The organism is Planococcus sp. CPCC 101016 (assembly GCF_007859295.1).
Lineage (GTDB): Bacteria > Bacillota > Bacilli > Bacillales_A > Planococcaceae > Planococcus.
In genome coordinates this window covers 1939774-1963556 of sequence record NZ_VOHB01000002.1, presented here as the reverse complement: position 1 = coordinate 1963556, position 23783 = coordinate 1939774, and the positions used below count along the sequence as shown (strand labels likewise).

25 protein-coding genes are annotated in these 23783 nt (G+C 40.2%); 17 read left to right on the top strand and 8 right to left on the bottom strand.

Annotated elements, in window-relative coordinates:
• The first annotated feature begins 6 nt into the window (after positions 1 to 6).
• Entirely contained in the window at positions 7 to 279 is a 273-nt protein-coding gene (locus FQV26_RS09270) for an iron-sulfur cluster assembly accessory protein (protein WP_146557200.1), read from the top strand.
• A 173-nt stretch (positions 280 to 452) separates the two neighbouring features.
• Complete coding sequence (locus FQV26_RS09265) at positions 453 to 2048, top strand: long-chain-fatty-acid--CoA ligase (protein ID WP_146557199.1); 1596 nt, start codon at positions 453 to 455, stop codon at positions 2046 to 2048.
• A 508-nt stretch (positions 2049 to 2556) separates the two neighbouring features.
• Here FQV26_RS09265 and FQV26_RS09260 read toward each other — a convergent pair.
• From FQV26_RS09260 to FQV26_RS09250, 3 genes are all read right to left on the bottom strand, one after another.
• A complete protein-coding gene (locus FQV26_RS09260; RefSeq protein ID WP_146557198.1) occupies positions 2557 to 3078 on the bottom strand; it encodes a DinB family protein in 522 nt (173 codons plus the stop codon).
• A 113-nt stretch (positions 3079 to 3191) separates the two neighbouring features.
• Positions 3192 to 4397: an MFS transporter gene (locus FQV26_RS09255; protein ID WP_146557197.1), complete on the bottom strand. Its 1206-nt coding sequence runs from the start codon at positions 4395 to 4397 to the stop codon at positions 3192 to 3194.
• Positions 4398 to 4642: 245 nt separating this feature from the next.
• The gene (locus FQV26_RS09250; protein WP_146557196.1) at positions 4643 to 5458 is read right to left on the bottom strand and encodes a DUF1835 domain-containing protein; all 816 of its coding nucleotides are present in this window, start codon (positions 5456 to 5458) and stop codon (positions 4643 to 4645) included.
• A gap of 175 nt (positions 5459 to 5633) precedes the next feature.
• Between FQV26_RS09250 and FQV26_RS09245 the strand changes: the two genes are divergently transcribed.
• The 10 genes from FQV26_RS09245 to FQV26_RS09205 all read left to right on the top strand — a co-directional run bounded on the left by FQV26_RS09245 (position 5634) and on the right by FQV26_RS09205 (position 14717).
• On the top strand, positions 5634 to 6278 hold the full coding sequence (locus tag FQV26_RS09245; protein WP_146557195.1) for a DUF3885 domain-containing protein: 645 nt from the start codon (positions 5634 to 5636) through the stop codon (positions 6276 to 6278).
• 96 nt (positions 6279 to 6374) lie between these two features.
• Positions 6375 to 6524, top strand: a complete 150-nt coding sequence (locus FQV26_RS18770; RefSeq protein ID WP_186759713.1) for a hypothetical protein — start codon at positions 6375 to 6377, stop codon at positions 6522 to 6524.
• Positions 6525 to 6598: 74 nt separating this feature from the next.
• A complete protein-coding gene (locus FQV26_RS09240) occupies positions 6599 to 7063 on the top strand; it encodes an NUDIX domain-containing protein (protein WP_186759710.1) in 465 nt (154 codons plus the stop codon).
• Between the two features lie 384 nt (positions 7064 to 7447).
• Entirely contained in the window at positions 7448 to 7999 is a 552-nt protein-coding gene (locus FQV26_RS09235) for a dihydrofolate reductase family protein (RefSeq protein WP_146557194.1), read from the top strand.
• A gap of 81 nt (positions 8000 to 8080) precedes the next feature.
• Complete coding sequence (locus FQV26_RS09230; protein WP_146557193.1) at positions 8081 to 9850, top strand: SMP-30/gluconolactonase/LRE family protein; 1770 nt, start codon at positions 8081 to 8083, stop codon at positions 9848 to 9850.
• A gap of 129 nt (positions 9851 to 9979) precedes the next feature.
• On the top strand, positions 9980 to 11197 hold the full coding sequence (locus tag FQV26_RS09225; protein WP_146557192.1) for a Bcr/CflA family efflux MFS transporter: 1218 nt from the start codon (positions 9980 to 9982) through the stop codon (positions 11195 to 11197).
• 285 nt (positions 11198 to 11482) lie between these two features.
• Positions 11483 to 12166: a DUF554 domain-containing protein gene (locus tag FQV26_RS09220; protein WP_146557191.1), complete on the top strand. Its 684-nt coding sequence runs from the start codon at positions 11483 to 11485 to the stop codon at positions 12164 to 12166.
• A gap of 435 nt (positions 12167 to 12601) precedes the next feature.
• Positions 12602 to 13693, top strand: coding sequence for a glycerol dehydrogenase (locus tag FQV26_RS09215; protein ID WP_146557190.1), 1092 nt, complete (start codon positions 12602 to 12604; stop codon positions 13691 to 13693).
• A gap of 215 nt (positions 13694 to 13908) precedes the next feature.
• Positions 13909 to 14157 carry a hypothetical protein gene (locus FQV26_RS09210; RefSeq protein WP_146557189.1) on the top strand — a complete coding sequence of 83 codons (249 nt, stop codon included), beginning with the start codon at positions 13909 to 13911 and terminating at the stop codon, positions 14155 to 14157.
• A gap of 92 nt (positions 14158 to 14249) precedes the next feature.
• Complete coding sequence (locus tag FQV26_RS09205; RefSeq protein WP_146557188.1) at positions 14250 to 14717, top strand: NUDIX hydrolase; 468 nt, start codon at positions 14250 to 14252, stop codon at positions 14715 to 14717.
• Positions 14718 to 14832: 115 nt separating this feature from the next.
• Here the strand turns inward: FQV26_RS09205 and FQV26_RS09200 are convergent, their stop codons facing one another.
• The 4 genes from FQV26_RS09200 to FQV26_RS09185 form a co-directional block, all read right to left on the bottom strand.
• Entirely contained in the window at positions 14833 to 15039 is a 207-nt protein-coding gene (locus FQV26_RS09200) for a hypothetical protein (RefSeq protein ID WP_146557187.1), read from the bottom strand.
• A gap of 587 nt (positions 15040 to 15626) precedes the next feature.
• Positions 15627 to 16241: a hypothetical protein gene (locus FQV26_RS09195; RefSeq protein ID WP_146557186.1), complete on the bottom strand. Its 615-nt coding sequence runs from the start codon at positions 16239 to 16241 to the stop codon at positions 15627 to 15629.
• 267 nt (positions 16242 to 16508) lie between these two features.
• A complete protein-coding gene (locus FQV26_RS09190; protein ID WP_146557185.1) occupies positions 16509 to 16799 on the bottom strand; it encodes a hypothetical protein in 291 nt (96 codons plus the stop codon).
• Positions 16800 to 17190: 391 nt separating this feature from the next.
• A complete protein-coding gene (locus tag FQV26_RS09185) occupies positions 17191 to 17655 on the bottom strand; it encodes a hypothetical protein (RefSeq protein WP_261384295.1) in 465 nt (154 codons plus the stop codon).
• A 397-nt stretch (positions 17656 to 18052) separates the two neighbouring features.
• On the opposite strand from FQV26_RS09185, the gene FQV26_RS09180 reads away from it, so the two are divergent.
• Both FQV26_RS09180 and FQV26_RS09175 read left to right on the top strand, forming a co-directional pair.
• Entirely contained in the window at positions 18053 to 18949 is an 897-nt protein-coding gene (locus FQV26_RS09180) for an acyl-ACP desaturase (RefSeq protein ID WP_146557184.1), read from the top strand.
• A gap of 23 nt (positions 18950 to 18972) precedes the next feature.
• On the top strand, positions 18973 to 19227 hold the full coding sequence (locus FQV26_RS09175; protein ID WP_146557183.1) for a hypothetical protein: 255 nt from the start codon (positions 18973 to 18975) through the stop codon (positions 19225 to 19227).
• An 806-nt stretch (positions 19228 to 20033) separates the two neighbouring features.
• Here the strand turns inward: FQV26_RS09175 and FQV26_RS09170 are convergent.
• The gene (locus tag FQV26_RS09170; RefSeq protein ID WP_146557182.1) at positions 20034 to 21488 is read right to left on the bottom strand and encodes a DHA2 family efflux MFS transporter permease subunit; all 1455 of its coding nucleotides are present in this window, start codon (positions 21486 to 21488) and stop codon (positions 20034 to 20036) included.
• 168 nt (positions 21489 to 21656) lie between these two features.
• On the opposite strand from FQV26_RS09170, the gene FQV26_RS09165 reads away from it, so the two are divergent.
• From FQV26_RS09165 to FQV26_RS09155, 3 genes are all read left to right on the top strand, one after another.
• Positions 21657 to 22202, top strand: a complete 546-nt coding sequence (locus tag FQV26_RS09165) for a TetR/AcrR family transcriptional regulator (RefSeq protein ID WP_146557181.1) — start codon at positions 21657 to 21659, stop codon at positions 22200 to 22202.
• Between the two features lie 358 nt (positions 22203 to 22560).
• Complete coding sequence (locus FQV26_RS18765) at positions 22561 to 23208, top strand: hypothetical protein (protein WP_186759707.1); 648 nt, start codon at positions 22561 to 22563, stop codon at positions 23206 to 23208.
• 191 nt (positions 23209 to 23399) lie between these two features.
• Positions 23400 to 23672 carry a MarR family transcriptional regulator gene (locus FQV26_RS09155; protein ID WP_146557180.1) on the top strand — a complete coding sequence of 91 codons (273 nt, stop codon included), beginning with the start codon at positions 23400 to 23402 and terminating at the stop codon, positions 23670 to 23672.
• The last annotated feature ends 111 nt before the right edge of the window (positions 23673 to 23783 follow it).

Sequence of the window (23783 nt, the reverse complement as noted above, 5' to 3'; positions counted from 1 at the left end):
TTATTTATGAATATCACACAACCAGCTAAAGACATGTTGCTTGATTCGATGAAAGAAAATGAAGCACAAGGCATCCGCTTTTATTTTGCGGGACAAGGCTGCTGTGGACCGCAATTTGGGCTGTCGATGGACGCGCCGGAACAAGGTGACGTCATAAAAGAAGTCAACGGCATCCAGGTAGCGCTAGATGAGCGCGTCAGCACCATGGTGGAAGAAGTATCACTCGATTTCAAGAACGGTGGACTGGTACTAGAAGGCCTTCCAGAAAGCAATTGTTGAGCTGAATCCTACAAGCTCATTCAACCGGCAGCTACTTAATTGAAGTTGCCGGTTTTTTCTATGATTGCCTGAATTATCAATCGATTCCGAAAACTGTATTGACACAGATTCGGGTGCTACCTATACTTGATATATAACAGGAATGTGAATTTCAAGTTGAAGGGAGCCAAAAGATGATTGCACCATTAACACCACTCGATTGGAAACGCAGAGCCATTAAGTATTACCCAGAAAAAGTGGCCATCATCGATGAACAGAAAACCTTTACATACAAAGAATTTGGAGAGCGTACAGACCAGCTGTCCTTCGCGTTGCACTCGGCTGGAATCCAGCAAGGCGATCATGTCGCAGTGATGTTGCCCAATACCCATTATATGCTGGAATGTTTTTACGGAATCAGTCAGATTGGGGCAGTCATGGTGCCGCTCAATTACCGGCTCGCGGCAAAAGACCTGGAATATATCATCAACCACAGCGACGCAAAAACACTGATCGTCGACGCAGAATTTGGCAAGATAATTGAAGATATTCAAGAGAAGTTACCGATTGAGAAATACATCGTCGTAGAAGTGGAGGGGCAGGATTCAAAAATTGATGGTGTTTCTTATGAAAATTTCATACAGGTTGACAGTGGTTTTATTCTACCTGAAGTTAGAATTGATGAAAACCAGATGCTGACGCTAAATTACACAAGCGGGACGACCTCTAATCCAAAAGGGGTTATGCTGTCGCATCGGAGCAATTATTTAAATGCAGCTAACTTTCTTTATCATTTGAAAGTGGTGCACGACGATGTCTATCTACATACCCTGCCGATGTTCCATGCGAATGGATGGGGAGGCATATGGGCGATTACCGCAGCGGGTGGGACCCATGTCTGCCTGCGCAAAGTTGATCCGCCAGTAATATTGGACCTGTTTGAAACGCATAAAATATCTGTTCTCTGCGGCGCACCGACAGTTATAAACATGTTGGTCAATGAACCAAAAGCGAAAACCATCAAAATTACTACTAATCCGCGTATGGGGACAGCGGGAGCGCCGCCTGCAGCTGCCTTGATCGGCAAAGCGCAGGAATTGCTGGGTCTGAACATGATGCATGTCTATGGGCTGACGGAAACTTCTCCATTTATCCTCTACAACGAATGGAAAAAGGAATTTGATGATAAATCTTCGGACGAACAAGCGACCATCAAAGCACGGCAAGGCATTGAGCTGGCATTTAACGGTGAAACCAAAGTCGTTAATCAGGAGGATGGCAAAGAAGTGGCATGGAACGGCAAAGAGTTGGGCGAAATTATTACACGCGGAAATGTTGTGATGAGCGGCTACTATAAAGATCCAGAAAAGACAGCAGAAGCAATTAAAGACGGCTGGTTCTATACAGGCGACTTGGCCGTAACTTATTCGGATGGCTATATCGAAATTCAGGATCGCATCAAAGACATGATTATCTCTGGCGGCGAAAACATTTCCTCTACAGAGATTGAAGGTGTTTTGTACAAGCACCCGGATATATTGGAAGTGGCTGTTATAGCGGTTCCGGATGAGAAATGGGGAGAAGTGCCAAAAGCGATCATTGTCCTACAGCAGGGAGCAACTGTCACCGAACAGGACATAATCGCTTATACCCGTGACAATATGGCGCATTTTAAAGCACCTAAATCGGTAGAATTTGTCGAGGCGTTACCGAAAACCGCTACAGGAAAGCTTCAGAAATTCCGCTTAAGAGAGATGTACTGGAGCGGTTCGAAGAAAGTGAATGGATAAGTTCATGAAGTAAAACTAAAGAACGGTTAAATGCAAGCTCGCATTTAACCGTTCTTTTTGCATTTCTAAAGCTACCATCCTAACATCACAATGAATAATAACGTGAATAAAAAGCAGATGACCGTAGAAATCACCCAGTGGGTTTTTCCATGAAGACCAAGAAGGAAACTCACAGCAAAGTTGATTATTAATATGGCTATAAAAACAACAATGACAATTAAGATCAGATCTGGCATGAAACTATTCCTTTCTTTCAACTGCTTTTATTGGCAAGATTAATTATCCTGATGAATATGAGTAGTCAGCTGACTAGAATTTCTTTTGGTTAATCAGCATATAATAACTTTTATGAATATTATTCACCCTAAACACCATTTATTATCATTCCGTACTTTTTGTTGAATAGCATTTATTGAATAATTATTTCTTTGATATTCAATTTTGTACTATAGTGAAAATAGCCTGAATGAATAATTGTGAATAGAAAAGGTGAATAGATGAATAGAAATTATTTTTTACTTCTCATCACTCGAATAATAGCTTTAATCTGTCCTCTATGACTGATTTCTTCCTCGAGTACATGGAACCAAAGATAATAATTGTTGTAAGAAATTCCGTTGTCCCATTTATTTTCTTTATACAACCAGGCGTCTTGTTTGGATTTCAGCAAGTTTAATGTATCACCTCTGACTTGCTGGAGCTCATGCAAACAGTGCTCGAGTGTAAGGTTTGTTAGTTTTGCCCTTGCTCTATCTCCAAGCTCTAGAGCAATACTCCATTTTTTATATTCGTGTTCAGTTAAGTCTCTATTTTCATTTGAGATAATTTGATGAACAAACTCAATTGCAGCGATATGCAGCAAAAGAGAAGCAATCGAGTTCGAATTTTTTTCCGGCAGGTGATCCAGTTCAGCCTGTGTCAGTCCGGCAATTTCACTTAATGTGGTCTGCCTTGTGTAGTTCAGCATGGCAACAAGTTCTCCTATTTTTTCGCTATAGGCTCTTGTTGTGCGAACGCGATAATCAACCATTTGACCACCTCCTTTTCAATTCATGTAAAGCAGAGATTGTACTTTCATATTCAGATGCCCAGCTGACAGAAGAAAGAAGCAACCGCCTATATTGGTTGCTTCTTTCTTGATGGTTACAGTTGAACGATTTTCCTGAAATAGACCAATCCCGTGAAGGCAATCAAACTGACCCCAACCAATAACAGACCGGACAACATAAAGACTGCACGTATTCCGAATACATCTGCCAGAACACCCATCAAAAGGGATGCCACTCCGAAAGTTCCGGTTCCAATTGCGCCTAGGGTCGTAAAAACGGTTGGCAATTCGGCTTTTGCAACACTTGTCTGAATGACTGTTTGCTGCGGAATGTTCTTCAGTTGACTGAAAATACCGACCAGGAAAGAAAGAAGCAATGCCAGAACCGGCACGGAATTTATTCCGAAGAAAAGGGTTGCCAAACTGCTGAAGATTGCACCAAAAAAGATCATTGGACCGAGTTTTTGGTGAATCCAGGCAGAGAACCATAGGCATACGAGGCTCCCCGCGATCACTCCAAGAAAGAACGATCCATTGATGAAGCCCCACCATTTTTCGCTGGCTCCCAACGCTTCGCTGACAAATACATAAAGGATTGCCGCAATCCATACGCTGCCGGCTATTGTTTCCAATACATCCATAAAGGCGATTCGCTTCAGTAGCGGCGAAGCCAAAACCGTCTTCCAGCCGCTGGTGATTTGCTGCCACGTTCCCTGTTGCTTTGCAGGAGTGAAGTCTACAGAATCCAAGCCGCTTAACAGGATACTGGAAAGCAAAAACAATCCGGCCGTCAACCACATCAAGTTATTTGCTGTCAGCCAAATCAGCAGTGAACTCCCTACAAACCACATCGCGGTCTGAATTAACTGTGTCACCGTTTCCGTAATTCCATTTGCTTTCAAAAGCAAATCTTTTTTTACATAAATCGGAATGAGAGAACGAGTCACCGGATTGGCACAGCCATCCAGTAGGGCGATAAAACTGATGATTACAAACGCCCCAGCGTAATTGCTCGTAGATAACTGCGGCATCCAAAAAGCGAGTGCCATTAAAATGACTGTTTTTCCCAGTTGAGATCCGGCAAGCAGCCATTTCAGATTGAAACGTCCCATCAATAAAGGCGTCAACGTGTTCGAGATGAACATGGAGCCGGTAATGATGAAAGGCACAAAAGCGGCCGCCGTTGCAGAGCCGGTCCATTCAAAGATGGTGTAAATGATGCCGACGATATACAAGATATCGCCGATATTAGCTAAAGACTGACCGGTAAGCAATAGGTTAAAATTTCTATTCAGTTTCATATATACTATCCCCCAAGATTCTAAATCGTAAATGATTTATAAAAAAGGAGGCTAGTTAGATTGGACAGCAAATCATGTTGGATGTTCCTTTCTTGGAATGAGTCTCGGGGGACTGAGAATCATCGATATGATTGATTATTCCCATTATACTCCTTTTAAATGGAAATTAAATGGCGCACAAACAAAATAATGGATATAGTGAGAGAAAGAATTTTTTTAATCTGTAAAATAGACATTCAGATTCGCTAATGAAATTTTTTTATTTTATAAGTTTGCATGGATTGAAGGTTTCCTTTATAAGCCAATTGGCCGTTTTGAATAAGGAAGCGGATCCGGTAGTCAATCCAGGAGTCCGAAAGTGGTTGCTCCGACAGGCTCAGCACCTCACCAATTATACGGATGGCGTCAATGTATTCAGACTTAGGACAGTCTCTGTGGTTGTTTCGGATTCTTTCCATGATAAATACATCATCTCTTGTTTCTGGTTCATCTAAAATTTTGCTGTCGCACCAGGAGCGGACAATGCTGGTACTTAAAAGTAATTTTTCTGCATCCTGTTCAAAAGCGGTTCTCTTTTCTTCTGTAAGCAAAGACGACGAATATTTATAGAAGTGCAACAATTGGTTGGCGTTGCATTCACCCGTGTGCCGAATAGAAATGTGCATGTCAATATCCTTTGTGGAAACAGCGACGGCTTGTTGTGTATTTACAATATTCATTTTAAGTTGTTTACCTGCAAGCAGAAAGCAGGCAATACGAAGCCCGGTTTGTTCGGAGGCATTTTCACACGTCCAAAGGGTGGCTTCCTGACCGTTCTCAATATCCAACAAATCTTTTAATGACCGTTCGTAAATAGATTGCTGGTTTTTAGACTGTTTTTTCAATGAATTAAAAGAGGAAGTTATCCATCGATTACGAAGTTCTATGCCCTTTTCTTCCTGTATACAGTTAATAGGGCCTGTAGAAAAATCAATTGGCAAGCCAATAATTTGGTCATTTCGATGCTGTAAAGCTTTTTTCAAGGCAGCTGTAGCTGAATCTCCAGTAACTACATGAATCATGTAAACACTCCTTCTATAAATTGTAATTCATCCAATATTTGGGTTTATCGTATCACAACTTAAATAATTGAAACAAATGCAACTTTCAAATTTAAGAAACTAGTAGACGAGAATAAGAAGACAGGTAAAAAAGTTGAGATATGATCAACTACCGCTAAAAGAATCGAGGAATAAGATGATTGTCAATCCAGAGCAATATTTAATCAAACATTTTAACGGACTTGCGCTTGAACCGGCTTTATTTTACATTTGGCAAAATAGTATGCGATTTGAAATTTCAGACCCTCAAATTCCTTTTGATGATCCTACAGTTATGCGACAGACTTTTTCCCGCGCAGGGGCATTATTTGATGCCGTCTTTAGGACTGAAGATGAACTTCTTTTGATGACAGACATTCTTACAAAGACTCAGAATAACTTTCTTCACAAAAAGCCGCTAAACGTTTACCGCAAATATGTGAAGCATAGAACAGTCTTAAATCGGCTGCAGCTTCAAGAGTTTGATGACTTGGAAGAAGAGTCAAAAACATATCGCTATTGGTTACCGTGTCAGAAGGGGGATATTCGCTATCCGCAATTGCTGCAAGCCATTTGTTATGAGGATTTTGGGCATTCTTCAAGGATTTTAAAAAGCAATCCCCAAGTTGGTTCAAATGTTTATTTCATTAATCTGTCGCGAAACATGATTTTTCATTTATACGATGATCGGGGTTGCGATATTTTGGCAGCTGATAAAGAAAAACTTCGCTTCCTGCATGAAGATTTTAATAGTTGGATTTTGGACTATGACAGAGAAGAAATTGATTTGTTGTTTAAATGAATAGGCAAGTTAGAGCATGATGTAGGCATTCCTAAAAGAACGAAAGGTTATTCAATAGAATAATCTATTACTTTGAAGTAGAGGGAGAATTATAAAATGGATAAGCAATTAGCTATATATATTGGTTTTGGTGCGATTATGGGGGTTTTCTTCGGTGTTGTGTGGCAAGCGATTGCAGCAATGGCATTGATTTATATTGCCTTGCGAATAGATGATTTAATAAAAGTGTTGGAAAACAGACGCTAAACTGTTCTGGCGAGAAGATATTCCTGAAAAAACGGTAATAGATTTTTAAAAAATTATTGAAAGGAGTAAAAGGGATGTTGATTCGAAATTCAGCGAAAGCGATCATCATTGAAGATGCGAAAGTTTTATTGACCAAAAATGAAGATAAGGAAGGGTACTTTTATCTTTTTCCAGGCGGTGGTCAAGAACACGGTGAAGTCTTATCAGAAACAGTAAGAAGGGAATGCATAGAGGAACTTGGTCAAAGGGTAGAAGTAAACGAGCTTCTTCATGTCCGTGAGTACATTGGAAAAAATCATGAACATGCTGATTTTGATGGTCATGTTCATCAAATAGAATACTATTTTGTCTGTCAAATAAAACCTCCGCAAACCAATACTCAACTGCCAACGAATCCTGATTCCCATCAAATAGGAGTAGAATGGCTGCCTATTGCTAATTTATTGGACTACCGCATTTACCCAAAAGGGATACGGAAGTACGTAGAGGAGTATAAGAATAGCAAAAGAAACAAGGTATATTTGGGCGATATAAATTAAGCGAAATAGCCTTACGGAAACACTCTAATTCGTCAAAAGTTCTTTTTACGTATAGAGCTTTTGCAGTTAGCGTGTTTTTTTCCACATTGTAAAAAATTAAATTATGAATAAAACTGGTTTTCATAATAAATGTATTAAACTACTTAAGGATTATTTTAAAAAAACAAAAACGTCCACAAGAAAATGAAAAGCAGGTAAGTTCAGTACAAACAATTCATCACATAGATAAAAATTAAAAGGGGAAAAGCGGCTTTACAACGAATAGAAGAACAAACTATCCCAAATCACTAGATCCATTGAGCAATTATTTTGGTGTTTCCGAAGAGTAAACAGACTTAGGTACCACTTAGACGTTTAGCCACTAGAAAATTAGGAGGGATTGATATGGCTAAAGTGTATTTCGGCATGATCGTTTCACTTGATGGGTTTGTTCAGGATAAGTATGGCAAAATTGAAAAACTGTATGAGAGTTATGAACCCCATGAAGAGGTGCTGGCAGCGGCTGAAAATACGGGAGCTGTTGTTTTGGGACGCAATACTTTTGATATGGCCGGTGATCCGGATGATTATGCCGATCATTATGAGTTCCAGGTGCCGTTGTTCGTATTGACCCATCATCCTCCCATAAAACACCCGAAGGAAAACGACAAGCTGTCGTTCACTTTTGTGACGGAAGGACTTGAATCAGCCATTCTTCAAGCAAAAGCTGCAGCAAACGGCAAAGATGTATTGGTGCTGGGAGCAAATATCAGCCAGCAGTTGCTGCGCGCTGGACTGGCCGATGAGTTGCAAATCGCTTTTGCACCGCTTTTACTGGGAAAGGGCCTGCGCTTATTCGAACACTTGGAAGAACTTGAAATTCAGTTGGAAAAGTACAAAACAGTGGAAACACAGCAGCAAGTTGAAATCTGGTATAAAATTATTCAACAAAATTAAAGCTTGGATGTTCTAAAAAAACTGAGGACTCTGGCGTTTTATATTAGAATAACCCATTATCAGAAATGGAAGTGACCGGCGATGCGAAGCAAAAAAGTGATTTCTGCATTGATTGATTTGCGCGGAGATGTTCCGCATACACAGAAAATTGATTTCTGGCGTGGTCCTTATGCACAAAAAGCAGCCCGGATTAATGGAGTGCTTGAATATCGACAGCACCATTTCATTACGAATCAGCCTGGACATTGGCCAACGATTTTCAGAGTAGATACAGTGGTACAACCGCTATCCCGAATTGATGGCATGGAAGAGTATGTATTGAAACCAGCTACAGCCAATCGGCACCGGAAACTGACGGGCATCTATGGAGAAACTGTATTTGCCGATAGGGTGCTTTATCAGTCCAACGTGGAAAGCTGTCGTACGCTGCGGCACTGCACCCGTCATCCACAAACAACTTACCGTGAAATCGTGCTGATCCGACGGAAACCATCCGTTCGGTTGGATGATTTCCAATCATTCATCCAAAATAACCTGGCACCTGCAATTGCAGAAGTGTCAGGTTTTTCAGAAGTCCGTTATCAGCTGTTCGATGTGTCTCAAAAAAAACGGAATACGGACCTTTGGGACTACAACGCGATGCTCGTTCTTGGTGCGGCTGATGCCTCGACGTTTCTGGAGGCGCTAGAATCACCCAGTTTCCTGGGAACGCTAAGGGGGCAGGAAAAGCAGTGCGCAGCGATTCATGCTTATCCCGTCGAGGTATCCTATGTATTCACGAAAGCTGGGAGACCAACGCTTCCGCAAACCAAACCCCAACCGAAGCCTACTCTCACGCCTGTGCGCCGGAGATTGCCGCCGGCTCCACGTCGTGCCACACGCAAATCCGGTCGAACACCTTTCCCGCGGGCATGGCGTATTCCACTCAGCGGCTACGGGCCTGAAGATGTTGTCGTAGATGACCAGGGCCGGTTGATATGCGGTGTGGAAGATGGACGCATTTTGCGCATCGATCCGGAGCAGCATCTAGAAGAAACTATCGGCGATACAGGGGGGCGTCCGTTAGGCCTTGAAGTGCTGCCAGATGGGCGTCTGTTGGTATGCGACGCGCACAAAGGACTGCTTCGGCTAAACACGAAAACGGGTGTGATTGAAACACTGGTCCAGTATGTGGAAGGGGTCCCACTCCGTTTTTGTTCCAATGCGGCAACTGAGAGTGATGGAACGATTTGGTTTACGGAATCCAGTAACCGCTACGATTTTGAGCAATACACAGGCGCGTTGATGGAACACAGGCCATCAGGTCGGCTATTCAGGAGAGATCCGGATGGCCGAATCGAAGTGGTTTTGGAAGACTTGCATTTTGCCAACGGGCTTACGCTTTCAAGTGGCGAACAGGCCGTGATTTTTGCGGAAACAGACGGCTACCGGCTCAACCGGTTATGGATACGAGGACCCCAAGCCGGAAAGAGGGAAATCCTAGCCGCTAATTTGCCTGGGTTTCCGGACAACATTTCCCGTTTGAAAGACAGCAAGTTCTGGGTGGCCATGATGACGAACCGCAATCCGTTACTTGACCGACTGGGCACGGCGCCTGTGTTTTTGCGGAAGCTGCTGTGGCGGGTACCAGAACGCCTGCAGCCAAAACCCGCTAAAACGGCGTGGGCCATGCTTTTCGACGAACAGGGGAACTGTCTCCTCGATCTGCAGAGTTCAACGATTGACTATCACGCTGTGACGGGAGTGGTGGAGTCCCGCGGCATGCTGTATTTTGCGAGCATCGAAGAACAGGCGCTGCTGGCGGTGGAATTAATGCCTGACAAAAATAGGAATAATTCAGCCAGAAGCTGAGGTGCTAATGAAAAAAGGTGAAAAAAAGCTGCTTTGAGCCTGATTGATTTCCATAGAGAGTTACACCTTTCACCGGAATATTGTATAGTTAATAAGGATTTATCTAGAAATGAAAGGTGTTATCTTAATATGTTGCAAAACCCCACAGGAAAAAAACGGCTCGGCCTGGCTTTGATCCTCAGCATGCTCGGTATTCTCGCGCCGCTGAACATCGATATGTATTTGCCGGCTTTTCCGGCGATCGCAGACGAATTGGACGCACACGTCTCGCTTGTCCAGCTCAGCTTAACAGCCTGCCTAATTGGACTTGCAGCCGGACAAATCGTCGTTGGTCCGTTCAGTGACGCGGTCGGCAGGCGCAAACCCTTGATCATTTCGGTCATCCTGTTTGCGCTGTCGTCCGTTCTTTGCGCGGTGGCACCAAATATCGAAATGTTGATTGCTGCCCGCTTTATTCAAGGTTTCACCGCATCGGGCGGCGTGGTTCTTTCCCGTGCCGTGGTCAGTGATATCTTCACCGGCCGTGAAATGACGAAGTTCTTTGCGCTGCTCATGGTCATCAATGCCGTTGCCCCGATGGCCGCGCCGATTGCGGGCGGCGGTATTCTGGCTTTGCCGTTCGCGGGGTGGGAAACGATCTTTTACTTCCTCGGCTTGCTTGGCGTTATCATGGTGATTGTCGTTTTCTTCCGTCTGCCGGAAACATTGCCGCCGGAAGACCGCATGCCAAGTTCAATCGGACACTCCATTCGGACGATGGGGAGCCTGTTTAAGGCGCGTCCCTTCATCGGTTACGCCCTAGTTGTGGGCTTGGTCCACGGCGGCAGTTTTGCTTATGTCGCGGGTACGCCGTTTGTTTACCAGGAGATTTACGGTGTTTCGCCTCAAACCTTCAGTGTGCTGTTCGGCATCAACGGAATTGCGATGATTATCGGAAGTTTTATCATCGGCAAGTTCGGCGGCATCGTTTCCGAACACCGTCTGCTACAAGTGGCAGTCATTGTTGCGGTCAGCGCGACATTTATTTTGTTGATCATGACGATCATTGAAGGCCCGCTTGCTTCACTGGTTATTTCAATTTTCATCTACATGACAGCCATCGGAATGATTTTCACCAGTTCGTTCACTTTGGCGATGAGAGGACAGAAACACCGGGCAGGCAGTGCCAGTGCAGTTGTCGGCATGCTGCCCTTGGTTATCGGAGCTCTTGTTTCGCCGCTTGTCGGCATCAATGAAACGTCGGCTGTGCCGATGGGTGCCATTCTGTTCGGCACGTCGGTTCTTGGCATGCTGGCCTTTTTTGGACTAACCGGACACAAGCAGAAAGTTGCTATGAATAAGAACTAATATTCAAGTAAATATTAGAATATGATCTACTGTATAAAAACAGGAGTGGGAAGAAAGTTCTTCTGCTCCTTTTTTTTATTTTCTTCCGCTTTTTATTTATACTGATATGTTGTTCAGTGATGTCTATATGATTTATATAACTTCTTGTTAGAGGCTATCGTTTTGTAATTTTTGCTTTTAAGGAGACTACCTGACAGAAATCCAGATACCAATAAAAGGTTGACCCTCCTCTAGCAGGAGGGTCTATATTTTTAGTAAGAAAGCTAACTTAAAGGAGTCGTGATTATGTTTGGAACAGTGTTTAATGCAGGAATGATTCTGGCAGGCTGTCTGATCGGAAGTATGTTAAAAAAGGGGTTGAAGGAAGAGTACCACCAAATTCTTATGCAAGCTATGGGACTCGTAGCACTCGGTTTAGGCATTGATGCACTCGTTCAGCATTTGCCCAATAGCAAATATCCTGTCCTGTTTATCGTGAGTTTAGCTGCGGGAGGCGTGATTGGGCAGAAACTGGAATTGGAGTCGAGATTTAACAGTCTGATCAATAAGTACTCTTCAGGTAATTTAGCCGAAGGACTGGCGACGGCTATCTTATTATTCTGTATTGGAACATTGTCAATTTTAGGCCCTATCGATGCCGCTTTGAATGGAGACTATACATACCTCCTCGCAAACGGCATGTTAGACGGCATCACCTCTATCGTTTTAGCATCCACATTTGGAATCGGCATTGCCATATCAGGAATTATTTTATTTGTCTGGCAAGGGTCTATTTACGTATTGGCTACTTTGATAGGGAATTCTCTGAATCCGGATCTTCTAAACGAAATTACCATTATTGGCGGCATGCTGATCATGGCATCGGGCTTAAGTATTCTGGGAATCAAGAAATTCAACACATTAAATCTCCTTCCATCTTTGTTGGTCCCAATAGTAGTCTTTGGGTTTATTCATCTATTTCATTTGTAAGTAGGAGATTGTTCTCCAAATGGACTCTAGTGGCGATTAGTTAGTTTATATATCCTTGGATAATCGGAAAGTGGGCAATGTGATATAAGTCTTTCTATTTTTTTGCTCAATGCCATATCCTTTTGTATTGGATACTGCTCGGAGTGTGACAAGTTGCTCATACACCTTTAGAGTTTAAATTCACCATTTAAAATTTTTTAATTAAAGAATCCTTTTCCACCGATTTTAAGAGTCTAAATACAAAAATGGCATGATTATTTTTATCTTATGAAAGTATCATTCTAAATAACTAAAGTCGGGTTCATTGACAACAAGTCAGGGTAAGAGTTAAGTTTAGCTGGAAGATACCTGGTATTTAAAAATTACAGGAAAAGAATATAAAACGTCGTTATTTAAAGTAGAAGCAACTTTGTCACCAGGAAGGAGCAATTTATCATGCAAAAGAAAATTTTTATTTCACCGAAAAAATACATCCAAGGGGCCGGTATTCTAAGTGAACTTGGGGAAGAAGTCTCTAAAATTGGGGAAATACCGCTCATTTTATCCGACAGCACCGTTTGGGGAATAACTGGAAGTACAGTTGAAGAGAGCTTTAAATCTTCGAATACCTCTTATGTTTATGAAGAGTTTACCGGTGAAGCCTCCAATACGGAAATTGATCGTCTGACTAAAGTGGGGAAAGACAAAAATGCTGATGTTGTAATCGGATTAGGTGGAGGAAAAACGATTGATACTGCAAAAGCCGTTGGGGATGCCCTTGGGATTGCTGTAGTAGTTGCTCCTACAACGGCATCTACGGATGCTCCTACCAGCGCACTTTCAGTAATTTATTCTGATGATGGTGTATTTGAAGGTTATAAATTCTACACTAAAAATCCGGATTTGGTTTTAGTTGATTCAAAAGTAATTGTCAATGCACCGGTATTTCTTTTAGCATCAGGCATGGGAGATGCGATGGCGACATTTGTCGAAACCAGAGCTTCACTGAAACGGAATTCGAACACTATGGCTGGTGGGAAGGCAACTCTTGCTGGACAGGCTATTGCAGAAAAAGCTGAAGAAGTGCTGTTCGATCAAGGGATTGCCGCGTACAGAGCTGCGAAACAAGGATTGGTTACACCACAAGTCGAAGCAATTATCGAAGCAAATACCTTATTATCGGGGTTAGGATTTGAGAATGGCGGACTGGCTTCAGCACACGCTATCCACAATGGCTTTACTGCACTTGAAGGAGAAATCCATAAGCTGACACATGGCCAAAAGGTCGCCTATGGTGTTTTAACTCAATTAGTACTAGAGGGATACTCAGAATCGGACATTTTACGTTATGCAGACTTCTTCAAAGAAATTGAGCTGCCAACAACTCTGAAAGATCTCCATTTAGAAAATGCAGCCTATGAAGATTTACTGAAAATTGGAGAGTTAGCCACTGTAGCAGGAGAAACATCGCATAATATGAATCCGGAACTTACACCAGAGCAAATTGCAGATGCTATTTTAGCTGTAAATGCAATTACAACAGCCTGATCTCCGGTAAAAGAAAGTATTACTAGATTGAAGGATAACAAAGAAGGAGGTAACTCAGCAACATGAGTTACCTCCTTCTCTTTTACGAACTCTTTTGGTTTTAATGCAAAATAAGATCAAAGGGTATTGGGGTATTTTGGTATAAAATATATAAGAAAATGGCTAAGTGGTTCATGTAAAGTTGGCTTATAAAAACAAATTAGAGGGGACATAAAATGAATAAATTTAGTTTGTTATCTCTATTAATGTTTGTTATTAGTGTCACTGCATTCTTTGTAATGAGAGGACCAGATGGAGACATATATTTAACCATACTAATATTAAGTACTCTTTCGGTTATTGGGCTGTTATTTGCAACATTTTCTAAACAATTGCTATGGATGATTTTCGGAATTGCAGTGAATTTGATTCCATTAATAGTTGCCCTTCTACTTTTATTTGCAATGGGAATAAGTGAACCCTAAGAATTCAGATGAATTAGGATGTTTAAGCAATTGAATGTAACTTAAGTTCAGTTAAATTATATTCACTTTTACGATACAGGAGGTCTAGAGACTTGGATTACATTAAAAAATTAAGATCTATGGTTGGCAATGAAAAAGTGATTATGGTAATTGCCGGTGCTTTTGTATTTGATGGAGAAAATCGGCTTCTTTTACAGCAGCGTTCAGATACCGGCGAGTGGGGTCTTCCAGGCGGTTTTATGGAGATGGACGAAAGTGTACAAGAGACAGCGAAAAGAGAAGTCTTGGAAGAAACCGGACTGCGAATAAAAGAGCTTAAGTTATTCGGTATTTATTCTGGTTCGAATTATGACAAAACTTTTCCTAATGGCGACCAAGTTTCCATGGTCCAAATTTTATTTACCTGTCGAGATTATGAAGGGCAATTAATTAAACAGAACGAGGAATCCTTAAACAACAAGTTTTACAATCTGGAGGGTTTGCCTAAGAATCTTTTCTCGGATCATCAAGCTTTCCTAAAGGATTTAATGTCAGACCAGCAATTGCCTATTTTCAAATAGCTCATATCTAGGTTCATTTTTTATTAGTTACAAAAAATAAGCGAGACCGAATGTAATTTAATGTGAATTAAGTTACATTCACATTCAAGGGAAAAACAAACGTTTAGTGGTGAGTCTATATCTGATTTTTTTTGTTCCCTGATTTCTTGTTTGTGTAAAAAACATAACCAACGTTTAGAATGAACAATACTATCGCTGATATTAAAAAACCAAGTATTCCAGCTATATTAGGTCCCGTTATTAAGAAGAAAATAGAAGCTAACACAAACGCAGTAAAGCCAGCCATACTCATTTTCCAACGGGAATTATCTAATCTCTCCATATCAGCGCTCCGCCTTTCTCACACGAATAGTAGTTACCTTAAAAATTACTAGTTCTGAATTCTTAAGTTGGACTAGCTTAGGACAATTATCTTAAAAAAAGACAATAACTGTCTTTAGTTTAACCCAAAACAAAGAATACTTTTTAAGAATTCTGAATGTAACATATTAGCAATTAAGTTACATTCGAAGTACTTGATCCATAGTAATTCTAGGAATATAAGAGAAGGAACGTAGTAAAAAATTTAAGCTATATAGCTGGTTAGCAACCAGCCGTTATTATGATGATTATTGAAATTGATGGCTACTTCAACCAAGCCTTATTGACAGGTAAAAAATGTTCTAAGCAGCAATTGAAGCAAATGTATCGGTAAGCAGAACAAATAAAAATTGAGTCACGTGACTTTGCCAATGTATTTTGTAGGCTTCATAACTTCGATCAAGTTCCTTATTCAGAGAACATTGAAGTTGATTTTATATTAGATACTGATACCGGTAGGATTTACTCTCCGATTTATTAAGTGTGAAGAAACATTTGCAGAGAATTTTTATTGGGTCTGAATGTAACTTAATGCTAATTAAGTTACATTCACTCTTCATTGTTTACAATCGATGTTTCGGGTGGAAAATAGCTGGCCAGGTTTTCAATTGTTGAGAAGTGGGGTTCGGTTGTATAGATGTTCATCCCATCCCCGTCATGCCAAACTTCGATAACGGTTGCAGCCCCGTTCATGTCAAAGTTTGGCCATATCCAGGTCTTCTCACGTCCAAACCAGCTCTTCCCTATCACGCGTTTATACACGATATTATCCGAGAAAGAAAAGGCGTAGAAGTGATTACAAGATGCTATCCAAAAAGTTTCTTGCAAAACAAAGGCCAGTGAAGAAGGCGTTTCGATGGTGAGTTTTAAAACAGGAAAGCGTTTGTTTTTCAACCCCTCAAATCGTAAAGCGTATTCAATGTTTTTGCCTTGGAAAAGGCGTTCCAAATCATCTTCCATTCCGGTAACCGGTTCAAATGTAAGATAGATCGGAAACAGGGCTTTCGTACAAATGAACTCAACTAGCATTTCACATGTCGAATCAGAATCGTTCATGGATTCAGAGGGGCCTATATAAAACTTTACAACGTTTTGAACGTCCTCATACAAGAGCGTTTCTCTATCCGTCCCGAGAGTTTCTTGAGTAATGTAGACCTTACTCATAAGTTTTGTCCCCTTTACATTGAATAATATCTTTGGTTCTTAGTATCACACTTTTAACTAGGATGTGCAGCGCATATAACGTTGAGTGAATGTAACTTAATATCAAGTAAGTTACATTCAGTTTCCTGATTCTATTGATCTCACAAGAAAAACAAAAGAAATTGATTTTATATAGAAAAAAGATACATTCCAATCGCTTATTCTACTTGTCTTGTCTTCTCTTAATGCCGTTTTTTTCAGAAAACGTCGGACGATTCACAGCAATAATCAATCATCAGTTTTGCTCTTTAGTTCTAGCAGCAGGGGAGCTGTATTTAATAAAATCGATAGTATCGTCAAAACCCATAAGGCCGCTGCCATCTTAGGGACTACATCCAGTAAAGCAGGCCAGTCTTCTACCTTTACCCAATCAGCTACCATACTGTAATCTGCGACGACTGTTAATGCTGTAAAGGATAATCCCATTGCCATCGCCCATTTATAGTCTTTGCCTGTTGCATACCTAAAAAGATTGAGGTAGGTTGCCGCTATTGCGATGATCCCTAATATCAACCGCATAGTTATATCTCCCTCTCCACTGGAAATTACTATTAAGTAAGATAGAGCGAGACAGCAATTAGTTTCACAATCGGAACAATATGGACCGTTTATTGAAGATTAACCTTATGCAATCACACACTTGCTTCAATCAACACGCCAATAAGGCATAAGGTCAACAGCTTGCGTTTTTTCTAAAATATATCATTTGGTTATAAAATTATAAGAATGTCTATACTGGATTTATATCGTTTACAAGTTTTGAATCAATTTTCCTTATTGCATATCGATGTACAAAATAAAGCAGTCTTCGTCTAAACCCTAAAAAAGGGGAAGTGCAAATAAAAAAAGAGTAGCCACCGCCACTCTGTTCCAAACTCTTTACTCAATAATCGCACCCGGTAGTTTAAGATTACTGAATCAAGATGTTTCCTACGTATTGCGCACTACCTGCATTACTTTTAAACTCGACCACTAATACATAATTGCCTTTGTCAGATGGAAATCTAAATACTCTTGCATCATCCATTTTAATGTCGATTTGTTCCTCACCATTTAATAGAACGGCTGTTATCTTAGGATCTGTCCATATGTCTCCACCATTTTTCTCGTTCTCTTTGAAATCTAAAGCTCCGTCTTGATTTGCAGAAACTTTTATTTCATCCTGTGATAATCCAAATTCCTGAACATCCTCTATGGTTTCGTAGACGTTCTCACTTTCCGTTTCCCAACTGATATTGGCTTCTGTTAATTGTATATCTCCAGTATCATTGTATAAATGGGCAGTTGGAACACCTACATCATAGTCTTCTCCAATACAGCCTGTCAGTGCTGAAGTAAAAAGTAATCCTATAAGTAACTTCAAATATAGCTTCATACTTCACCTCTAGAGTTCAGTTTTTATTAAACCAAATAGCCCATTTATGGAAGATTAATCTTTCTTAATCACATACTTATTTAAACCAACATACCAGTAAGCCATGACATCAAAATTCCCATTTGCCACTTAATCTGATTCTCGCCAATATGAATTAGAACTTCTTTATTCTGAATCCCTTTATTTTTCCAATTCCACTTATTTAAATACATTTTCAATTGTACCATTTGGTTATAAAAATAGAGAAATGTCTATATTCAATAATAAAAGTTAAAAAACCGAATTTGTGAAAAATTGATCTATCCTACTTGACGGTTACACCAACGTTCTAAAATTATAATTGTTAAAAAAACTCAAATGGTTTAAAGTTAGAAAAACACCTAAAGGAGAAAAGATAATGTTAAATTCAGATTTGGATATACGCTTAGAACCGCGCATTAAAGAATTATATCAATTACATAAGGAACGTTCTGCAAATATTGACTGGAGCTATCACGAATTTATTCCATGGGACAAGGCCATGTCCTTTAAACGAGTTCCTTGGGATGAGAGTCAAGTAACTCTTCCAGAAGGTGTAATTATTGCTGTAGAAACAGCATTACTTACAGAAGTAAATTTACCTTGGTATACTTCGCATTTGGATTATACATTTAAAAATTCAATGGAAGTAATAAATGATTTCGTACGCACTTGGACGGCTGAAGAAGACCAGCATTCTAACTTACTTGAAACGTATTTATTGGTGACACGAAACGTAGATCCCGTAAGATTGCATGAATTAAGAAAACGAGTAGTTGAAAGTGGTTGGTTTCCAGATTTCACTAATCCTCTAGCAACAATGGCCTATACTTCTTTGCAAGAGTTAGCTACACTAGTTTTTTATAATAATGTAGCTAAGGTAGCGGGTCTTTACGACAAAGATTTAGCAACATTACTTCGACGTGTAGCGAAAGACGAAGCACTTCATTATGCATTCTATCGCGACACAGTGAAAGCACATCTTGAACTTGATCCGAATTTCATTGTTTATTTTGAGAATGTAATTATTAATTTCTCTATGCCAGGTGCCGTTATGCCAGACTTTAACGATAGAATGAAAACCATTGCAATAGATACGAATTATGGACCACTACAATACTTTGACCAAGTATTAGATGTAGTTATTAAATACTGGGATATTGCCAACTTGCAACCTACTAGCGAAGCTGCCAAACAATCACAAGCGAATATAATGAAATATCATGGGCGCTTAAAAAGAATTAAAGATCGCCAGCTAGGAAAAAATAAAAGCTAGATGTATGAAAGGGTTTTTTTATAATGAAAACAACTTGCGAATTATGTGGAAAAGAAACGAAAGATAAAGTAAGTTATTTGGAAATTGAAACGTGGGAATTTAATTTTTTAAAGAAAGAGAAAAAAGACTTTTACTCTATTTGTTTTAATTGTTTTGACAAACATACGAATAATTTCATTGACAAAGAAATGGATCTTGAGTTGAGAAAAAAACGTTCTCTTATGGTGAATAGAGAGATCCAAGAAGAAATCGAGGCTATTCTTGAAATCGAAAATTAATTACTCAACTATAGTTATTGAGTCTAAGTTGAAAGCATATGAGCAATAAATTGAATCTCTTAAAACAGTATTATAAGTACGTAATGTATTAAAGATGCATCACTTTAGTGAAATAGATGAAATTTGGATTGGTGAAAAGAGAATCCAACTAGGTTCCCATGATATTAACACGGCAAGAATAAATAATTGCTTCATTATATATCAGGAACCGAAGATACAGGAGTCGGAAAAAGGAAAGCCATCTTCTTTGGAAGGTGGCTTTTTACGTTCTAAAATATTGATATAGACAATAGAGGAACGTCAGAACTCAAGGCATCGCTTCCTAATGGATCTTATTTGATTTCACTTTCTCCGTGTGAAATTACATAATGAAACTCACCTTTACCTCAACCCTAAACAAAGAAAAAGTACAAACAAAGGCTCATATTAAGATGCGTAGTGTTCTTAATTTTTCTCATAATAGATGTAATTATTATTTATAATGCGGTTTTTAAATTGGTGCTTTACTTGAACAAGGAGTAATTATACCTGAAAACCGTTCGTAAAAGTGTATGCAATTTCGCGAACGTTCGTAAAGTGATTTGACACGTTTACGAACGCTCTTTTTGGTCATTTTGAGCCCTTTTTAGAGCGTTCTTAAAAGTGTACTTTTACGAACGCTTTAAAGGGAGGGCTATAAGTATCTTTTTTATTCTGAAAATCTCAACTTTAAATTTTTAATCATTCTTCTGATGATCGCAAAAAGAGGAGAAACGTAAAAACAAGTCTCACCCAGAAAGGAAGACTTGTTTTTACATTAAAATTATTTACGTTTCGATCGGAATAGTGACTTCTTTTTCTTTTGGCTTTTTCGGAATGAATAGCGTGAGAACCAAAGCAGCGAAAGCGATAATTAACATGAATTGATAAGCATCAGCTGAACTGAAGATGGAAGACAAACTGATCACCTGATCTGAAGAAATCTGTGAGTTTTCGTTTTCAATTGTCGTGGCATAACTTGCAGCTTGGGTGGAATAGACCGTCACAACAACGGCTGTTCCGATAGCCCCTGCAAGTTGGCGAACCGTATTGTTTACCGCTGACCCATGTGTGCCCAAATGTCTTGGCAAAGCATTCAGTCCAGCTGTGTTGAGTGGCATGGTAATAAAACTTAAGCCAATCCGTAAAACAATCGTCCGGATCATTAAGAATAGATAGGTCGTCGATTCGCTTAGGTCGGTTACGGCCCACATGGAAATGATAATGAAAATCAGCCCTGTGATAAATAGAGGTTTTGCGCCATATTTATCAAACATTCGGCCTGTCACTGGAGACAGGAAGGCATTAATAACGGCACCCGGTAACAGCAACAAGCCCGCTTCAAGCGCTGTAAATCCCCGTCCTGTTTGAAGGTATATCGGCAAAAGAATCAAATCTGCATACATGATCATAGTCACTAACACGTTAATAAGGGTAGTGATGGTGAACATCTTGTAGGTAAATACAGATAAGTTTAACAAAGGATCCACTGATTTAATTTGGCGGAAACAGAAAAGCGCAGTGATGACAATCCCAATCATGATTGAAGAAAGAACAACCGGGTCATCCCAGCCCCTGCTGCCGGCGGTACTAAATCCGAATAAGACGGCGCCAAACCCGATGGTCGATAATAGGACACTTGCGATATCGAGTTTCGCTTTTGAGGTCTCGGAAACATTCACTAAATATTTAACTGAAAGAACAATTACCAAGAGTGAGAAGGGCGCTAATCCAAGGAACAACCATCGCCAGGAAACGTATTCAATCAGGAAACCGGACAATGTGGGTGCAATCGCCGGGGCGAAAATTATGGCAAAGCCAATAATCCCCATTACGCTGCCCCGTTTTTCAGCAGGGTACATATAGAAAATCACACTCATCATAAGCGGGATGATGATACCTGCACCTACAGCCTGAATCATTCGTCCAGTCAGCAGCATGCCGAAATTCATGGCGAATCCACAAATCATGGAACCGGCAAATAAGAAAAGCATTGAACTGATGAACAATTGCCGCGTGGTAAAACGCTTCATTAAAAAGGCCGTAACCGGCACCAGAACCCCATTTACAAGCAGAAAGCCTGTTGCCAGCCATTGAACGGTGGCAGCAGACACGTTAAATATAACCATTAAGTCACTAAACGCGACATTCAGTAAGGTCTGGTTCAGTGTCGATAAAAAACAACCGGAAATAAGAACAATGAGTAATATTTTTTTATTGATTCCTTCTTTTTCTTCTATCATTTTCGAACTCCTCTTCTATCGTTGCATTATCGACAATTTGTCGATAAAATCAATAGTAACAAATCCACTTTACATTTCCTAACAGCAATTTAAGCGGAAATGTCGACTAAGCAACAGTGAAAAGTAGAGTGTTTTTAAAAACCCAAATAATAGACAAAGGAGAAGGAAATGTCGATAAACAAAAAAGAAGATCCGCGTTCCATTCGTTCAAAAGAAATGTTTGAAGAAGCGGTTTTATCATTGCTGGCAGAAAATCCGGCTGTCTCCGCATTGACGATTCAAAAAGTAGCGCAACGCGCCAAGTTGAACCGAACAACCTTTTATTTGCACTACCAAGATATCCACGATTTGTTGAAGCAGATTACCGATAAAATCATCAACCAACTGTCGGACAAAATAGAAGCTTTAACTCTTACAGAAGATTTATCGGATCAGGAGCAACTCATCGAATTCCTAGATTTTTTGTATCAACAGCGAAAATTTTTAAATGTACTGTTTGAGATGCGCAATTTTGAGAGAGAATTATTTGTTTTGTTGAAAAGGCTAATGGAGACAAGAAGGAGAAAAAAAGAAGATGCGCTGCCAATGGAGTATGTTTCCGTTGATATTAAAGTGGCTTCCCTGAATGGCATCCTGATGTGGTGGTTGAAAGATGGAATTCATTTTAGTTCCGAGTATATAGCCGATCAAATTCATTTGATGTATAGAACTTGAAAAAGCAGCTGATCATTTCTATCAACTAATTCCAGTCATCAGATTCGGAAGTTAGTGGAGCATTAAAGTGGTTTACATATGAGAGATTATCGGCAGGGAAGAGACTTCATAGAAAGTCTCTTCCTTTTTTTGTTCGTTTAATTTCCGCTTACACAACGGCTCGCTCACCAGCCCGAAAAAAACTTGTTTTTTATATTGTAAAAAAAAGATTTTTTAACATTATAAGAAAGAAATAATTTTACTTTTTATTACATAAACATTTCTTAAATGTTAAATATAAGAAAATTAAGAGTAGGGGCTTTTCGACGGGGTAAATAAGTAATAGCAAGACAAGAAATTACTAAAAGGAGGAAATACATTGAATAAAAAACTTTTTAAAATAGCAGCTCCTGCATTAGCCATCGGTCTTGTACTATCTGCACAAGGCGGTGCACTTGCCGCTAGTCCGAATGCATCTGTTCAAGCAAAGTCAGAAGTTAAAGGGGCAACTGTAGAGAAACGTTTAACGCCAGTGGAAAACCGTGTAATTTCCGTGAATGCTGAGCTATCCGCCCTCGTGACAGAATTGAATGCTACAGCATCTTTGACTACCGAAGAGTTTTCTTATTACGAAGACCAGTTGGCTTCACTTAGCAATCGATTACAAGCATCAGCCAATCAATTAAGTGCAGTATCTAAAAAATTCGGCAACGAATCTTCGGCCGTAGTGGAAGCAAACACAACCATTATTGCTTCACTCGTCGGTATTTCAGCTGCACAAACTTTATTGGGGTCTATTGAAGTTACACCTGTTGTGCCAGAAACAGAGCCAACACCGGAACCAACACCAGAACCAACACCAGAACCGACACCGGAGCCAACACCAGAACCGACACCAGAACCGACACCGGAACCAACACCAGAGCCAACACCAGAACCGACACCGGAGCCAACACCGGAACCGACACCGGAACCGACACCGGAACCAACACCAGAACCGACACCGGAACCAACAGAGACACCATAAGTACAATATTTTTCTTTGTAAGCTGAGGATTTAATTCAAAAGCCCCTTCTCCCTCAACCTAGAGAAGGGGCTTTTTAAATTAGATGATGGGTCGGTAAAAGTTTGCTGGTTAAAAGATGAAGCAACCAGAATTTCAAGTTAAAAAGCTGACGCACTAGTGGAAATTAGCTGCGAGAAAAGAGGAATTCTGCATGGCGCAATACTTGCCATCAATAGAAAAAACGATTAAGAAAGAAGCTCGAAACTGTTTCAACAAAGAAAAGGAAGTGACAGCGAAAAATGGAGACCTATTTATAGCCTACTTCTTTCGAAACTGCACCTCAGAAGGGGTACTATTCAAAACAATAAAGGAGATAACTTCCGAGATGAAAATTTCACACCAGGGACTTGTGGCGATTCTTAAAACCCTGGAAACACAACAAATCATTTATCGGCGAAATGGGATTATCGGGCTAAGGAAATAGACGTGAAAAACCCACTTGTCTCATAAACTGAAGAAACATTTACATACAGATTCCTTCCTAACTCCTTTTCTATGAAAGGTACTGGTATAAATGGTTTGAAAACGAAACGGT

Bases quoted from the DNA above. Each gene is read 5' to 3' on its own strand.
- FQV26_RS09270 (WP_146557200.1), top strand. From the start codon at position 7: ATGAATATCACACAACCAGCTAAAGACATGTTGCTTGATTCGATGAAA.
- FQV26_RS09265 (WP_146557199.1), top strand. From the start codon at position 453: ATGATTGCACCATTAACACCACTCGATTGGAAACGCAGAGCCATTAAG.
- FQV26_RS09260 (WP_146557198.1), bottom strand. From the start codon at position 3,078: ATGGTTGATTATCGCGTTCGCACAACAAGAGCCTATAGCGAAAAAATA.
- FQV26_RS09255 (WP_146557197.1), bottom strand. From the start codon at position 4,397: ATGAAACTGAATAGAAATTTTAACCTATTGCTTACCGGTCAGTCTTTA.
- FQV26_RS09250 (WP_146557196.1), bottom strand. From the start codon at position 5,458: ATGATTCATGTAGTTACTGGAGATTCAGCTACAGCTGCCTTGAAAAAA.
- FQV26_RS09245 (WP_146557195.1), top strand. From the start codon at position 5,634: ATGATTGTCAATCCAGAGCAATATTTAATCAAACATTTTAACGGACTT.
- FQV26_RS18770 (WP_186759713.1), top strand. From the start codon at position 6,375: ATGGATAAGCAATTAGCTATATATATTGGTTTTGGTGCGATTATGGGG.
- FQV26_RS09240 (WP_186759710.1), top strand. From the start codon at position 6,599: ATGTTGATTCGAAATTCAGCGAAAGCGATCATCATTGAAGATGCGAAA.
- FQV26_RS09235 (WP_146557194.1), top strand. From the start codon at position 7,448: ATGGCTAAAGTGTATTTCGGCATGATCGTTTCACTTGATGGGTTTGTT.
- FQV26_RS09230 (WP_146557193.1), top strand. From the start codon at position 8,081: ATGCGAAGCAAAAAAGTGATTTCTGCATTGATTGATTTGCGCGGAGAT.
- FQV26_RS09225 (WP_146557192.1), top strand. From the start codon at position 9,980: ATGTTGCAAAACCCCACAGGAAAAAAACGGCTCGGCCTGGCTTTGATC.
- FQV26_RS09220 (WP_146557191.1), top strand. From the start codon at position 11,483: ATGTTTGGAACAGTGTTTAATGCAGGAATGATTCTGGCAGGCTGTCTG.
- FQV26_RS09215 (WP_146557190.1), top strand. From the start codon at position 12,602: ATGCAAAAGAAAATTTTTATTTCACCGAAAAAATACATCCAAGGGGCC.
- FQV26_RS09210 (WP_146557189.1), top strand. From the start codon at position 13,909: ATGAATAAATTTAGTTTGTTATCTCTATTAATGTTTGTTATTAGTGTC.
- FQV26_RS09200 (WP_146557187.1), bottom strand. From the start codon at position 15,039: ATGGAGAGATTAGATAATTCCCGTTGGAAAATGAGTATGGCTGGCTTT.
- FQV26_RS09195 (WP_146557186.1), bottom strand. From the start codon at position 16,241: ATGAGTAAGGTCTACATTACTCAAGAAACTCTCGGGACGGATAGAGAA.
- FQV26_RS09190 (WP_146557185.1), bottom strand. From the start codon at position 16,799: ATGCGGTTGATATTAGGGATCATCGCAATAGCGGCAACCTACCTCAAT.
- FQV26_RS09185 (WP_261384295.1), bottom strand. From the start codon at position 17,655: ATGAAGCTATATTTGAAGTTACTTATAGGATTACTTTTTACTTCAGCA.
- FQV26_RS09180 (WP_146557184.1), top strand. From the start codon at position 18,053: ATGTTAAATTCAGATTTGGATATACGCTTAGAACCGCGCATTAAAGAA.
- FQV26_RS09175 (WP_146557183.1), top strand. From the start codon at position 18,973: ATGAAAACAACTTGCGAATTATGTGGAAAAGAAACGAAAGATAAAGTA.
- FQV26_RS09170 (WP_146557182.1), bottom strand. From the start codon at position 21,488: ATGATAGAAGAAAAAGAAGGAATCAATAAAAAAATATTACTCATTGTT.
- FQV26_RS09165 (WP_146557181.1), top strand. From the start codon at position 21,657: ATGTCGATAAACAAAAAAGAAGATCCGCGTTCCATTCGTTCAAAAGAA.
- FQV26_RS09155 (WP_146557180.1), top strand. From the start codon at position 23,400: ATGGCGCAATACTTGCCATCAATAGAAAAAACGATTAAGAAAGAAGCT.